General features: G+C 62.3%; 14 protein-coding genes and 1 pseudogene. All 15 read right to left on the bottom strand.

Annotated features, from left to right (window positions below; genetic code table 11):
• Positions 1-52 precede the first annotated feature (52 nt).
• A pseudogene (locus U741_RS19930) lies at positions 53-219 on the bottom strand (aldehyde dehydrogenase family protein); the annotation flags it as partial.
• 127 nt (positions 220-346) lie between these two features.
• Complete coding sequence (locus U741_RS0103885) at positions 347-847, bottom strand: aromatic-ring-hydroxylating dioxygenase subunit beta (RefSeq protein ID WP_043110183.1); 501 nt, start codon at positions 845-847, stop codon at positions 347-349.
• Entirely contained in the window at positions 844-2109 is a 1266-nt protein-coding gene (locus tag U741_RS0103880; RefSeq protein ID WP_029889182.1) for an aromatic ring-hydroxylating dioxygenase subunit alpha, read from the bottom strand. The genes U741_RS0103885 and U741_RS0103880 overlap by 4 nt, the downstream gene beginning before the upstream one ends.
• Positions 2110-2127: 18 nt before the next feature.
• Positions 2128-3117 (bottom strand): PdxA family dehydrogenase, encoded by a 990-nt coding sequence (locus tag U741_RS0103875; protein ID WP_029889181.1) that lies wholly within the window; start codon positions 3115-3117, stop codon positions 2128-2130.
• Positions 3118-3135: 18 nt separating this feature from the next.
• Positions 3136-3627, bottom strand: a complete 492-nt coding sequence (locus tag U741_RS0103870) for an aromatic-ring-hydroxylating dioxygenase subunit beta (protein WP_029889180.1) — start codon at positions 3625-3627, stop codon at positions 3136-3138.
• 1 nt (position 3628) lies between these two features.
• Positions 3629-4801, bottom strand: a complete 1173-nt coding sequence (locus U741_RS0103865) for an aromatic ring-hydroxylating oxygenase subunit alpha (RefSeq protein WP_029889179.1) — start codon at positions 4799-4801, stop codon at positions 3629-3631.
• A complete protein-coding gene (locus U741_RS0103860; RefSeq protein WP_029889178.1) occupies positions 4798-5613 on the bottom strand; it encodes an SDR family NAD(P)-dependent oxidoreductase in 816 nt (271 codons plus the stop codon). The genes U741_RS0103865 and U741_RS0103860 overlap by 4 nt, the downstream gene beginning before the upstream one ends.
• Positions 5610-7244 (bottom strand): GMC family oxidoreductase, encoded by a 1635-nt coding sequence (locus tag U741_RS0103855; RefSeq protein WP_052378467.1) that lies wholly within the window; start codon positions 7242-7244, stop codon positions 5610-5612. Before U741_RS0103855 ends, U741_RS0103860 begins: the two co-directional genes overlap by 4 nt.
• 10 nt (positions 7245-7254) lie before the next feature.
• Positions 7255-7800, bottom strand: coding sequence for an aromatic-ring-hydroxylating dioxygenase subunit beta (locus U741_RS0103850; protein WP_052378466.1), 546 nt, complete (start codon positions 7798-7800; stop codon positions 7255-7257).
• A gap of 28 nt (positions 7801-7828) precedes the next feature.
• Complete coding sequence (locus U741_RS0103845; RefSeq protein WP_029889175.1) at positions 7829-9190, bottom strand: aromatic ring-hydroxylating oxygenase subunit alpha; 1362 nt, start codon at positions 9188-9190, stop codon at positions 7829-7831.
• Between the two features lie 26 nt (positions 9191-9216).
• Positions 9217-9906 (bottom strand): 2-hydroxychromene-2-carboxylate isomerase, encoded by a 690-nt coding sequence (locus U741_RS0103840; RefSeq protein ID WP_235200040.1) that lies wholly within the window; start codon positions 9904-9906, stop codon positions 9217-9219.
• A 19-nt stretch (positions 9907-9925) separates the two neighbouring features.
• Positions 9926-10840 carry a biphenyl-2,3-diol 1,2-dioxygenase gene (bphC, locus tag U741_RS0103835; protein ID WP_029889173.1) on the bottom strand — a complete coding sequence of 305 codons (915 nt, stop codon included), beginning with the start codon at positions 10838-10840 and terminating at the stop codon, positions 9926-9928.
• Between the two features lie 44 nt (positions 10841-10884).
• On the bottom strand, positions 10885-12387 hold the full coding sequence (locus U741_RS0103830) for an aldehyde dehydrogenase family protein (protein WP_029889172.1): 1503 nt from the start codon (positions 12385-12387) through the stop codon (positions 10885-10887).
• A gap of 42 nt (positions 12388-12429) precedes the next feature.
• On the bottom strand, positions 12430-13698 hold the full coding sequence (locus tag U741_RS0103825; RefSeq protein WP_029889171.1) for an aromatic ring-hydroxylating dioxygenase subunit alpha: 1269 nt from the start codon (positions 13696-13698) through the stop codon (positions 12430-12432).
• Complete coding sequence (locus U741_RS0103820; protein WP_052378465.1) at positions 13695-14204, bottom strand: aromatic-ring-hydroxylating dioxygenase subunit beta; 510 nt, start codon at positions 14202-14204, stop codon at positions 13695-13697. The genes U741_RS0103825 and U741_RS0103820 overlap by 4 nt, the downstream gene beginning before the upstream one ends.
• Positions 14205-14218: the final 14 nt, after the last annotated feature.

The raw sequence follows: 14218 nt of genomic DNA, 5'->3' as shown, positions 1-14218 counted from the left end.
AAGACGCTTTATATTTGGTCCGGCACGGAAAACACTCCGAGCCGCGCCATGCTCATCTACCCGCCTCGGGCAGTAAGCCGCCCAGGCAGACGTACTTGACTTCCACGTACTCCTCGATTCCGTGGCGCGAACCCTCGCGGCCGATGCCGGGGACTGCTTGATGCCACCGAGGGGCGCCTGCTCGGCTGAAATGATTCCGATGTTGACGCCCTCCCGGCCTCGTCGAATTGACCGTCGGCGGTGGTGGGCGTCAGCGGGCACATGTAGAAATCGCGCCCATTGGCAAGCGGGCCCACTGCTTTGTTTCCTTCTTGCTGAACTTCATGACGATCTCCTAAGTTGCGAATCAGATGGGCGTCACGAGCAAGCTGTCGATGCGATGCGTATCGAACACGACCGTGCGGCGGTGCACTCTCAGCAGCCCATCGACGCGCACCATCACGTCCACATATTTTCCGGCGCTGAACACCCTGGTTTGGCCATCCATGCGCGTCTGCAACAGAACGTAACTGGTCTGTGAACGAACGCCGTCGGCGTCGGTCTCGAGCAACACCGGCGCGCCGAGCACGTGGCGGCTGTAATGCGCTGCATAGATGTTGGCCTTGCGCAGCGCCACGATGCGATCAATGAGCATGCCGCGGTTGTCGCAGAACATGATCGCGGCAGGCAGACCCAGATCGACGTTCTCGCGCGGGATGATCTGGTACTCGCAGTCCTCGGTGAAGAACTCCGGCCACTGCTCAAGCTGGTCGTCGTCGATGCAATGCGCGTACGCAGCGTTGAACTCCGCGATCTCGCTCAGCAGCAGATGGCGCTCCACCTTCATGGCGGCTGCGGGAGGACTCATGGCAGCACCTCGGCCGCGCCCTTCATCAGCGAGAGGTAACCTTTCCAGAAGCCGCGCACCGCGTTCTCGTCCAGGCCGATCGGTTCGACTCGGGGCACCAATCCGTCTCCACCCATCTCGACGAAGGACTTCCAGCCCTCGGTCCCCGCTGTGCCCTGCTGGCAAAGTTCCACCGCCTCGCCGTCTTCCATCGAAATGTAACCGGCGGGACCGACGAGATTGATGTTGCGGATGCGGTGCCGGGTCATGGCCTCGTCATCGTCGGCATAGCCGAAGTAGGTCCACACGAGCTCGGTCTCGTCGACCCCTCGCGTCACGATCTGGCGCGTGGCCAGCGTGTTCTGGATCTGCTGCAAGACCACCGACGGAAACAAGGACTGGATCAGCAGCGCGATGTTGTCGTCGAACTCGGGACGGAACGCGAGCACGCTGGGATCATGCAGCATCTCGGCCCCCGCCGTGGCGCCCGACATCTCGCGATTGGCTTCGCGCTGATAACTTTCATAGCCATCCTGCTGGCTCGGCTTGGACACCGTGAATGCGTTGTGAAAGCCAACCTCGTCCACCTCACCCGCGCTCTCTTGGCTAGGCCGGTAGATGCCGAAGGTCGGATAGAACAGGTGCAGCAGGCCGCCGTGATAACCGTCTCGACTGTTCTCGGAATACAGCTTCCAGTTGCCGCGCATGTTCTGCCGCGCATAACCGAGCACGCGAACGGGGCGATTGAAGACGCGGCGGATGTAGTGGCACATCGCCTCGCCGAGAAACTGTTCCAGCGGCGGCGCCTTCTCGTCAAAGCTCAGGAACACCATGCCGCAGAGAGTGGCCACTCTCAACTTCTGCAAACCGTGCTGAGTGAGGTCGAATTCCTGGGCCATGCCACCGATGCCCTTTAGTCCGCGCCTGAACGGAACGCCGCGCAGATTGCCCTGCGCGTCATAGGCCCACTGGTGGTACACGCAGACGAAGCTGCCGTCGGTGGCGCGACCGCGCGGTGTACGGCAGACCAGCGCGCCCTTGTGCGCGCAACGATTGACCCAGGCGTGGAGCGCACCATCGCCGTCGCGCGTCACCACCACCGGCGTGTCGCCGACAAACGTAGACTTGAACGCACCTGGCCCATCCAGCTCAGCCTCCAGCGCCACGTACACCCAGACCGGTCCGCGAAAGATTCGGAGCTGCTCTTCAGCGAATATCTCAAGGTCATGGTAGACCCGGGCATCCACAGCCTGCGGAGCAGATGCCGCGAGCGCATCTTTCATTCGCATGGTCATTCCGCCTCAGAGTTCCTTCGGAAAACCGGTTCCGGCCGCAAGACTGCCGGCGGTACGCATCGCACTGAGCATCATGCGGTGGTCGGCGATGCCCTTGCCGACGATGTCATAGGCAGTCCCATGCGCCACAGACAGGTGCACATAGGGCGGGCCGATGATCACCGCGGAATTGCCAGAGAAGCCCCAGGTCTTGATCGCGATATGGCCTTGGTCGTGGTACATCGCGAGGATCGCGTCATAGCGACCGTCGATGCACTGACGAAAGATCGCATCGGGACTGACCGGCCCCTCCGCGTTCACGCCCAAGTCAAGCGCGCGGCGCACGCCGGGCGCAATGGCGCGCTCTTCCTCCTCGCCCATCGCGTGCGGGTTCAACCCGGCCACGCCGATCCGCGGCGCCTTGATGCCCCAGGCACGCAGCCGTTCGTCGAGCGTGACCAGGGACTGGGCCACCAGCTTCTCGCTTAGCAGCTCGCACACCTGCCGAAGCGACATGTGGTCGGTGACATGCGACACGCGCAAGGGGCCGCTGACCAGAAACAGATAGCTTTCGCCGGGCGTGACCTTGACCACCCTGTCTAGAACGCCGGCCATCTTCATCGCGACCGTACTGATCGGCCCCATCACCGTGGCGGCAAGCACTCCCTCGCGCGCTAGACGGTCGGCTTCATCCAGCCACACACCGCTGGCACGTCCGCAGGATGGGTTGTCACGTCCGGCGGTGATGTCGTTCGCATCGAGGGCACCCGAATCCAGGATGTCGATCACATTGGCGGAGTCGCTCAGCTCTGCGACTGAACCGATCACCCGCACCTCGGCAGAAAGTCCTGCGATGCGAACCGCCTGTTCCATCGCGATGCGGCTGCCGATGAGCACGGGGCGCGAATATTCGTGCACGTGGCCACTGCACCAGGCCTTGGCCACGACCTCAGGGCCGATCCCGCAAGGATCGCCGATGACAGTCCCAACCAGCGGTCGGTGCGTGGATGCGCTCATTTGGATTCAGGCCTGATGTCAGAATGGGTAGACGATGTACCGTGGCAGCACCGTGGTGTCGTAAACGGCGCGCTTGCGCAGGAACCGTGGCTCGCCGCGGTCGAGCACCACGGTGTCCTCGTATTGCCCCACCGCCAAGAGGTTGGAACTACCGCCTTCGGGTGTGATCGCGATATGGAAGTTGGAGACCACGCACAGCTTTCCGTGATCAAGGGTCGGGATGCCGATCCTCTGGACGAAATGCCGCATGCGATACGGCTGGAAGGTTCCGGTCCAAACCTTGGTAATGAACGTCACCCGGTCGGTCAGGCGCGCGCGGCAATCGTCGTACATCAACGCGATCTCCTGGCCACCTTCCACGTTTTCGGCCGCGATGCAAAAGTACGAGGCGTCCGCGTCCTGCGAAAAGCAGTCCAGCCAGGCCTCCATGGCGCGCCGATCCAGAGCCTCGATATAACGGCGCTGCAGGTCGTCGACCAGCGCCAGTGATGCTTCGTCGATTCCGAGCATGTCAGGCCACCTCGCTGCGCTGAAAGCCCATCAGCTCACAGTAGTAATTCCACTTCGGCAGGTTGCCGGACTCGTCGTTCTGCTTAACATCGAACCCGACCTCGTCGAAACGTTTTACGCCTTTCTGGAACGCTGCGTTGCCCGGCGTGAAGCTGCCGATATGAATACGGTTGAAAATTGATGCGTCCTCCATGCTGATCATGCCGCAGGGACCAAGAAGGTTGGAGGACTGCCGTATACGATGGCGCACAAGTTCCTCACTGTCGTCGGCATGCGCGAAATAAGCGTAGTGGACCTCGGTGCAATCCACGCTGATCGGCGTCGCGAAGCGCACGTTGATCACGTCCATATGCTTGGTAATGACGGTGTGCGGAAACAGTTGCGCGATGCGCGAGCCGCTCTCCGGATCCGTGGCCTTGAGATCGATCAGGCTCGGATCCTTGAGGAACTCGCGATTGACGATGGGCTTGAGTTGCGACTCGAACGCCAGGTGTCCATTGGGCGTTGGGGTCTGGGAGCCCTGCCCGCCCTGCCAGCCGAGCAGACGAAAGCCCACATGCAGCAGCGGCGCGTGATAGCCATCGTTGTCGGAATACGCTTTCCAGTTGGAGGCGTAGCGAACCTTCTGGTAGCCCAGCAGCTTGAGTCGGCCGTCGCCGCCGAGCGCGCCGGCCAGCGTACCCGCCACCTGGCCCAGCCAAGTCTCGAGGGGCGGGGTGTCGGCGCTCGCCGTGGCAAAAATCAGCCCGCAGAATTCGGCCGTGCGGAGCTCGCGCAGGCCGTAGGCCTTCTTGTCGAAGCCCGGCGAAAACTCTTCGCTGCCCGGGCAGACCGCCAATTCGCCATTGGTACGGAACATCCAGCGGTGATACGGACATTCGAACGCCTTGCGGTTGCCGCAGCTCGCCGTTTCCACCTGGTTGCCGCGATGCGTGCAACTGTTGAAGAAGACGCGAATCTTGCCGTCCTCGCCGTTGGCGACGATCACGGGCATGCGGCCCAGCAGCATGGTCTTGAAATCGCCAGGCTTCGAAATTTCCGCCCGATGCGCCAGCGAGTGCCATTGCGCGCCGTGGAAGATGGTTTCGATCTCGCGCTCATACAGCTCGGCATCGGTGAAGATGGCTTTGGGTATTTCGTTGACCGCCTTGGGCCATTGGATCGGTGCATTCACGGCAGTACCTCCAGAAAGTCTGACAGTCGCCGGCCACGACGGCCGGTATTGATGATCTCGCCGGTGACATGCGAGGCGTCGTCCGAGGCGAGGAAGGCCACGACGGCCGCCTGCTCCTCGGCACTCGAAAATCCGCCCATCAGATCCTCACCCTCGATGAGCTTCAAAAATTGCCGCTCCCACTCCACTTCCTGTGGCGTGAGCGCGCGAGCCAGTCGTGGCGTCTTGCGTTCCGGCGCCGTGGTGCCGCCGAGCGCCACGCAGTTCACGCGGATGCGCAGGTCCACGGCTTCCGCCGCGAGCGCCGTGGTCAATGCCGCGACCGCGCCCTTGCAAGCCGAATACGGCACGCGGTAGACGCCATCCACGGCATTGGAGCCGATGTTGACGATCGCTCCGCCGCTTTGGCGCAGCGCGCGAACCGCGGCGTGCGCGGTCCACAGCATCGGCCAGAACGAGCGCTCCACTTCCTGGCGGATTTCATCCGGCTGGTAGTGCCAGAACGGCTTCTTCCAGATCGTGCCGCCGACGTTGTTGACGACGACATCCAGACGCCCGAATGCGCGCTTCGCGAGTGCCATCACCTCATCCGCAGCCTCAGGCCGCGACAGATCCACGCAAACTACGCGAGCGTCGATTCCCTTGAGCCGCAGCGCTTCGACCGCTTCGTGCGCGGGCCCTTCCGCGGAATCGGCCACCACAATGCGCCCGCCTTCTGTCCCGATGCGCTCGGCGCAGGCGTAGCCGACGCCCTGCGCGGCACCGGTGATCACCGCCACGCGGTCTGCAAAGCGTGCGAGGGCAGCACTCATCGGATGTCCTCGCGAATCAGGTCGCAGGCACGCCAGGCCACCGCAAGCGTCGCCGCGTGGGTGTGGGCAGAAACCTGGGTCGGAAACACCGACGCGTCGATCACGCGCAAACCCTCGATCCCGTGCACCCGCAGTCGCTCGTCCACCGCGCCCACGCCTTCGGGGCCGATGCGGCAGGTCCCTACAGGATGCATCACCGGCCCACCGAAGCACCGATGGAAATCCAGCGCCTCCGAGTCAGTTGCCACTGCGAGCCCCGGTGCCGTTTCCTCGGGGGCGTATCCGGCAAGAGGCTGCTGCGCAACCAGGCTGCGGATGTAACGCAGGATGCGCGCACTCGTTGCCCGGTCCACGGCGGAGGACAAGAAATTGGGCCGAATGCGCGGCGACGCGCTCGGGTCCGGAGAACGGATCTCGATGCTGCCCAGACTTTCGGGGCGCAGCTGATAGCCGAAGATCTGGAAGCCGTGTCCATCCTCGAACGCCATGCTCAACTTGCCGGGCTTGACCAGGAAGGGCGCCATCACCAGCTCCGCATCGGGGCGGTCAAGCGATGGGTCGGTTCGGACAAAGGCAACCGCATCGTGCGAGCCGGTCGCCATCAGACCACGCTTCTGGATCAGGTACCGGGCCATGTTCCGGATCAGGCGAAGGCCCTTGAATTCCGGATTGAGGCTGATCGGCTGATGGATGCGGTACTGCACGACCATCATGCGGTGCTCGCGCAGGTGCCTGCCCACTGCCGGCGCGTCGACCAGCAACGGCACGCCGCTGGCTTGAAGCACCTCGCCCGGACCGACGCCCGAAACCTGCAATAGCTGCGGAGACTGGATCGCACCGCCCGCGACGAGCACTTCGGTGCGCGCACGCACCGCCTGCTTCACGCCCCTGCGCGTGCAGGACACTCCGACTGCCCGCCGCCCCTCGAACAGGATCCGCTCGACGAACGTATCGGCCCAGATTTCCAGATTCGGTCGCGCACGCACGGTAGGCGACAGGAACGACACCGAGGCGTCGGCACGCTCGCCGTTCTTGATGTTGAGCGTGACGTAGCCGATGCCCTCCTGCTCGGGACGGTTGATGTCCTGACGCTTGGGCAGACCCAGGGCAGCACCGGCATCGATGAAGGCATCGACCAGCGGATGCGGGTTCGGGTGCAAGCCGACGTGCAGGGGACCGCCGGCGCCACGCACCTCGTCGGCACCCAACTCATGGTCCTCGAAGGCCTTGAAGCAGGGCGCCATATTCTTCCAGCTCCAGCCGCTGGCGCCGCAGGCTTCCCAGTCGTCAAAGTCCTGCGGCTGACCGCGCGTGTAGAACTGGCCGTTGACGGCACTGGATCCACCGACCATACAGCCGCGTGGCCAGGACTCGGCCTCCCCGCCCGTGCCCTCCTCAGGCTCGGTTTCGAAGCGGCGTACGCGCTTGGTATCGAACATCAGCTTGCCGAAGCCCTTGGGCATGCGCACGATGAAATCGCGCCGGTCCGGGCCCGATTCAATCAGCAGCACGCGAAGCTTCGGATCCTCGCTCAGACGATGCGCGAGCACGCAGCCTGCGGATCCGGCTCCGACGATGACGAAATCGAACGCGGGTGCATCGGCGGGCCAAGCGATGCCAGTGGTCGCCATTGCATTCGCCCTAGAAGAAGAACAGAAGGTTCTTGCCCCGGACGAACCTTTGCCCGTAGACCACGCTGCGCGATAGCAGTCGCAGTGCGCCATCCTCGCTGCGGCGCAGGACATCGTCGCGCCGGTAGTGGAACTGGTCCGACTCGTAAACGCGCCGGTCGCGGATCATCAGGACATTGGAATACACCCGCAGATCGCCGGGGCGCTCGTCCTCAAACACTTCGACGTTGGAGACGATGTAGAGCAGGGTCTCCGGCGGATCCGAGCGCCATTGCAGACCGGATTCGGTCTGCGCCACTCGCTTGTCCAAGGAACCGTAATCGTCGTCGAAATGGAAGACCTCATCCGGCTGCGTATAGCGCTTGTCCTTGGACGAGCGGAGCTGTCGGCTCGATACCTTAAAAGTCACCTCGGGATGCACCATCTCGTTGAGCCATGCGCGCTGCTGACCGGTGCCGAGAAGGCGCGCTTCCAGAAACAGGAAAGCTTCACCCTCTGTGCGCACCGCCTCACTGACCTTGGCCGTAACCGTCGCGGCTGTCGTAACGTTCGACATACTGTCTCCTCTCCTGTGGTCGTGCGGATCAGGCCGCAGCCGCCTTGCCGGCATCGGACGATGCGTCGCCGATCAACGGCTCGAACCAGCGCGCGTTGTTGGCATGCACGTCCGCCCAGGTCTTGGCGTTGAGGATTTCCTGGTAGAAGCGATAGAAGCCGCGATAGCTGGTTTCACCGATCGCGGAATCTCCGACCACACCCGGCAGATCCGGATCGATGCGGTCTCCACCCAGGCCCATCTGGCTGTTGAGCGTGCCCTTGCGCGTGACGAAGCCGCGATTCAGATGCGTCATCGTCTCCATGTTGTCGCTGTCGTCGGCCTCGAACATGCCCGCCGTACCAAAGGTGCGATGCATGGTGCGGGCGATGCCCTCCTTGAGGTGCGCCGGCATGTCCTTTTCCACGATGGCCCAGGTAAAGGCCTCGATCTGGCCTGGCCCGCGCGGCGCCCACATCTTGAAGGTGTTGGTCCCCCACAGATACGAGTTGTTGGGGAAAATCGAAGAGTTGAAATGCGAGCCGTAGAAGCGTGCACGGGCGGCACCGAGCTTCTTTTCGATCAGCGGCTTCTTTCGCGCATGCCAGGCGAACATCTCCTGGATCACGTCGGAAAGCAGGGCCGGACCGGCATCGAACAGGACGCCGACACCATGACCATGGCGCGTCGCGACCTGAATACCGGCACCCTGCGGTGGCAGTGCTGCGTTGCCAGCAAGCATGCTCAAAGGCCCTGGCAGCACCTTCAACCCCGCCGCGTGCGTCCAGCCGACGTGGTAGGCATCGCCAGCGAAGTTTTCGGTCGGCGTCTTCCAGTTGCAGTCAAGCACCGAGCGGCTGGGGGGGCCCAGCAGTTCGACACCACCGGTGGCGTCCATCCAGACGTCGAGATACCACTTCATTTCGCCCAGATAATCAGACAGCGAGGGCGCGTCCTTGTCGAAACAGCCGTATACGAATCCGCAATAGCTCTCCACCCGCGCCTCGACCAGACCATTGACGGATTTGTCGAGCTTGCATTTGTACAGCTCCTTCTCGAACGGAACGTTCTCGAGCTTTCCATCTACGCCGTACGACCAGCCGTGGTAGCTGCAGACGAAGCTGCGTGCATTGCCCGCCTCGGACGGGCAGACCTGCGCGCCGCGGTGACGGCAGGAATTGATGAAGGCCTTGATGCTGCCGTCCTTCTGCCGTGCCACAATCACATCATCCTCACCCATCTTGGTGGTGATGAAGTCGCCGTGATTGGGGATCGCGCTGTCGTGCGTCAGGAACAGCCAGCAGCGCGCGAAGATGCGCTCCAGTTCCAGCTCGTATATGTCGCGGTCGAAGAACACGCGCTTGCTCTGGGTGCCGTGGCGGACATCCACCAGGTTGTCGAATCTGCTCATCTCTATGCTCCGTAGTGATGCTGCTATCAGGCCGCTTTGAGGGAATGCTGCTGAAGGAATTCTTCGAAAAACTGGAGTCGGTCGTTGCCCCACCACATCTCCTCGCCAATCAGCATGGTCGGCACGCCGAAGACACCGCGGGCATGCGCCTCCAGATTGAGCGCTTCATAACGTTCGGCCGCCTGGCTTGAATCGAGGAATGCCAGGAACTCCGCCTCCGGCCATCCCAATTCGCGGGAGAGTTTCGCCAGCAGCGCCGGGTCGTCCAGGTCTTCGCCGCCGCGCGCCCAGGCGCTCGAAAAGGCGGCCGTGACATAGTCCTGCGCACGGCCACGGTCCTGAGCGAACAAGGTGCCCTTGTTCATGCGTTCGGAAGCGAAGGTTTTCGGAAACCTCAGCGGCACGCCGTAACGCTGCGCCCAGCGGTTCATGTCGGCGGTGAGATAGCGCAGTTTGGCGGGAACCTGACGGTTCGACGGACCCGTGTTGCCCGCCGCGAGTTTGGCCCGCGGCAGATCGATGGGCACGAAGCGCAGTGCATAGCCATAGCGCTGTGCCATCGCCGGCAGCTTCTGCTGCGTCAGATAGGCAAACGGACTCAGAAAGTCAAAAAAAAACTCGATGGTCCCGGACGTGCTCAAGGCCGTCTCCTCCTCGTGATTATTTTGGTGTCGCGTGAACCGCGTCGCTCGGCAAAGATTGCCGGCGGCCCGCAAGGGGCCGCCAGCACAGTGTTCAACTGGCGCCGTCGAGCTTGATGTCCATGCCGTATCCGGCGGCTTCGTTGCCGTGGCCGAAGATGTCGCCGTGGTAGTACTCCTGCTGCGCCGGTGCCTTGGCCGCGCCCCAGCCCAGCTCCCACAGCCAGCCCGAAGGATTGGCGTGGTAGAAGGTCAGGGCCTTGTCGTTGGAGTGCTTGCCAAGCTGGATGGCCACATCGATGTTTCGCTTGCGTACGAGGTCGTGAGCGATGCCGAGATCGTCCAGATCGGTGTACTCGATCATCAGGTGATTGATGCGCTTCGGCATGGGGCCGAGGCCAAAGGCGACCGAGTGCTGGCGCGCGTTGCAGTGCATGAAGGTCGGCTTGGCGGTCATGCCGTTCGGCAGCGGCAGGTGGTACTCGATCGAGCCCTTCAAACCCAAGGTGCGGTAGAACTTGTACGCCGCATCATCATCGGCCTGCCGCAGGATGCAGTGACCAATGCCCTCGTCGAGCGTCACGAAGCGTCCATACAACGGGCGGCCAGGATGAAAGGGCTTGCCCGCGTCTACACGCGGACCCCAGAAGATCTCGGTTGGAATGCCGCCCGGATCCATGAGCTTGATCAGGCCCAGCACATGACGCTCCTTGGCCTCGGCTTCGGTGCCGCGCTTGTACGCATACCCGGCCTGTTCGAGCTTCTGCGCCATCGCATCGAGATCATCTGGGCCACCCACTCTCCAGCCGATGTATTCCAAATCGTCCGTGGTGCCGACGTGCGCAACGATTCGGTGATGCCAGAGGTCCATGCGCAGGTAGAAGCGATCCTTCTCGCCCTCGTCTACCACCTGCATGCCGACGACCTCGGCGGCGTATTCCTTCCACGCGGCGGCATTGCTCACCGACAGGCCAATGTAGCCCAGCTCTGTAACCTTGACTTCTGACATGGGGACTTCCTGTGTATAAAAATTCGTGATTCGAGTCTTGGCTCTCAGCGTCCGAACACGCCGATAGAGCCTTCTTCGAGATTGATGATCACGCTCTTGGTCAGCGTGTAGTGATGCAGCACTTCCTGCGCAAACTCGCGTCCAAACCCGCTCTGCTTGTAACCACCCACCGGCATCCCGGGAACGAAGTTGTAGTAGCGATTGACCCAGATCGTGCCGGTCTCGATGGCTTGCGTGATCTTGTGAGCGCGGCGCAGGTTCTGCGTCCACAGCCCACCACCGAGCCCGTATGTGGTGTCGTTGGCCATGCGCACGACTTCCTCGTCGTCCTTCCAGGTAATCACCGTGGACACCGGCCCGAAGATTTCTTCCTGCGCAATGCGCATGTTGTTCTTCACATCGGTGAAGATTGTTGGCTCGATGAAATAGCCCTTGTCGAATCCGGAAACCTTCGCCGCCTTGCCGCCCATGAGCAGGGTTGCGCCTTCCTTGGGACCCAATTCCAGATAGCTGCTGATCTTGTCGAGCTGCATCTTCGAGGCCTGCGGCCCCATCTGCGTCGTCGGGTCGGTGGGATCACCGAGCTTGACCTTTCGTAGATTGGCCTGAAACTTTTCCAGGAACGCGTCCTTGATCTTCTCGTGTACAAACACGCGACTGCCGGCCAGGCAGACCTCTCCCTTGTTCAATACCACCGACATCGCGGCGCCTTCTGCCGCAGCATCGAGATCAGCGTCTTCGCAGACAATGTTCGCCGACTTGCCGCCCAGTTCCATAGTCTGAGGAATCACGTTGACCGAGGCGTACTGGATCAGTTTCTGCGCTGTCGGACGCGATCCGGTGAACGCAACTTTGCGCACCTTCGGATGCGTGACCAGGGCCTCGCCGATGTTGGGGCCATAGCCGGTGATGACGTTGACCACGCCCGGCGGAATGATGTCCGCCATCTGCTTGAAGAATTCCATCACACCCAGGCAGACGATCTCTGAGGGCTTGAGCACGATGGTGTTTCCCGCCGCAAGCGCCGGTGCGATCTTGGCCGCCATCATGATCAGGGGCACATTCCACGGAATAATCTGTGCACACACACCCAGTGGCTCGCGGTGCACAATGCCCAGCGCCGTGGGGGTGCTGATGGATTCTCCGTGCAGGTGAAACGCCGAACCCGCAAACATCTCGAACTGCTCGATCGCCATGGGGAGATCGAAGTGCATCGCCTCCATCAACGGCTTGCCGTTGTTGAGCGACTCCAGCATCGCATAGTCCTGGATGCGCGCCCGCATTCTGCGCGCCATCTCGAACAGGATTTCCTGACGCTGCTGGGGTCGGCTCTGTTTCCACGAGGGAAATGCAGCGGATGCTGCCTCCACTGCGCGCACGGCGTCGGCCGCGTTGCCGGACTGGATGCTGGACAGCAGGGCACCCGTGGCCGGGTTATAGAGTCCGATCTTTTCGCCGCTCGCACTGCCCTCCCACTTGCCATTGATGAAATGACCGTACTCGGCCTGGTACAGGGTTGAAGTGTGTGTCGGTTCTGCTTTGCCCATTTTTGATCTCCTCGCAGTGTTTCGGTTTGTTATGACGCCCGACTAGGGTGTCGATGACGCCAGCTTCATGGCGCGTCGGTAGTAATCCCAGTAGCTGATGATGGGTGCCTCGTTAACCAGATTTTCTTGAGGCTCGCCCTTGCGCCCGCCCATCGCGATGTAGGACGTGGCGTCGCCATCGCGCACGATGGCCTGCTGCACGAGCTCCACAGCCTCGCCGTCTTCCAGCGAGATCAGCCCGCCGGGGCCGACCAGGTTCATCTGCTTGAGTCGGGAGCCGCGTGCCTCCGGGCTGTCGTCCGAATAGCCGAAATAGGTCCAGACCAATTCCATCTTGTCGGCCGACTGCGGCAGGATGTGACGCACCGCCAGCGAGTTCGCGATCTGATGCACGACCAGATTGGGGAAAATCGCCAGGATCGCCAGCGATATCCCGTCCGTAAAATCGGGTGTGCCCGCCAGCAGTGACGGATCTTCAAGCGAGAATTGTCCTTCCTGGTAGGTGCGCAGACCGCCGGTCGCCGCCTGGTCCTTGGTCTCTGTCTTGGTTGCCGTCAGCAGCGAGTGTCGACCCTGAGCGTCCATCCGGCAGCTACCCTTCTGCGTCGAGCGGTACAATCCAAACGTCGCGTGAAACAGGTGCAACAGGCTGCCGTGATATGCATCCCGCGTGTTCTCGGAATAGAGCTTCCAGTTGCCGTGCATGACCTGGCGTTCGTCACCGAGCAATTCGATGGGGCGGCTGAAGATGCGGTCCAGCATCGCGCAAACCTCGGCGCCGAGGTAGGTCTCCAGTGGTTCAACTTCGCTCTCGCCAGCGAAGCTCGCGAAGATCAGACCGCGGTACGTCGCCACGCGCAGCTGCTGAAGACCGTGCGCCTTCATGTCGAAACTCGCGGGCATGCCGCCCTCACCGCCTAGCCCGCGACGGAAAGGCACGCCGAGCAGCTTGCCTTCGGCATCGTAGGACCATTGGTGATAAACGCAGGTGAAAGCATCGGACTTGCCTCTCCGATCGCGGCAGACCATCGCGCCCCGGTGCGCGCAGCGGTTGACCCACCCACGAATGACGCCGCCGCCGTCGCGGGTCACGACGACAGGCGTGTCGCCGAGATACGTCGCCTTGAAGTCCTTCGGTTCCGGCAACTCCGCTTCGAGCGCCAAGAAACTCCAGTGAGGCCCGCGGAAGATGCGTTCCTGCTCACTGTCGAAGATTCGCGGATCGGTGAAGACCTGATAAGGAACCCGCATCTGCTCAGTGTCCGGCCAGGCGATCAGGCGATCAAAGTTCTGATTCGAAGGTGCGTTCATATGGGGAGTACCAAAAGCGTGTGAATGCGATCGTTGTCAGCGACGACCCGACGACTCTGGAAGCGCAGTCCCTGATCGGTCAGCACCAGCGTGTCCGTTGCACGCCCAACGCTGAACGGGATCGGGTCGCCCTCCATCGCCAGCGTGCGCGTCACTAGGTAATTGCTGGCGACGCTCACTGTGGACTCGGTGATCTCGCCGATGAGCAGGTCCGTGACCAGATGACGGTAGTACTGCCTAGCGTAGACGTTCGCATGCCGCAAGGACACCACGCGATCCCGCATCATCGCCGCGCCGTCGCAGCGCATCGCGGTCGCGGGCAAATTCCGCTCCGCGTTCTCGCGAGTGACCAGCTCATAGCGCCCATCCGGCGCGAAGAAGCCTGGCCAGTCCTCAAGGCGGTCCTCGTCGATACTGGCGCAGTAAGCCAGCATCAACTGAGTCGCCTCGAAGAACAGGTCCGTGGATGGAATCGCGCGAAGGTCGTGGCTATGGGTCCAGGCCATCGCGGTCTCTCCGG

The sequence above is a fragment of the Polycyclovorans algicola TG408 genome (assembly GCF_000711245.1).
Classification (GTDB): Bacteria; Pseudomonadota; Gammaproteobacteria; order Nevskiales; family Nevskiaceae; genus Polycyclovorans; species Polycyclovorans algicola.
Note: the sequence above shows the minus strand (reverse complement) of the source record. Positions and strands in the feature narration are given on the sequence as shown.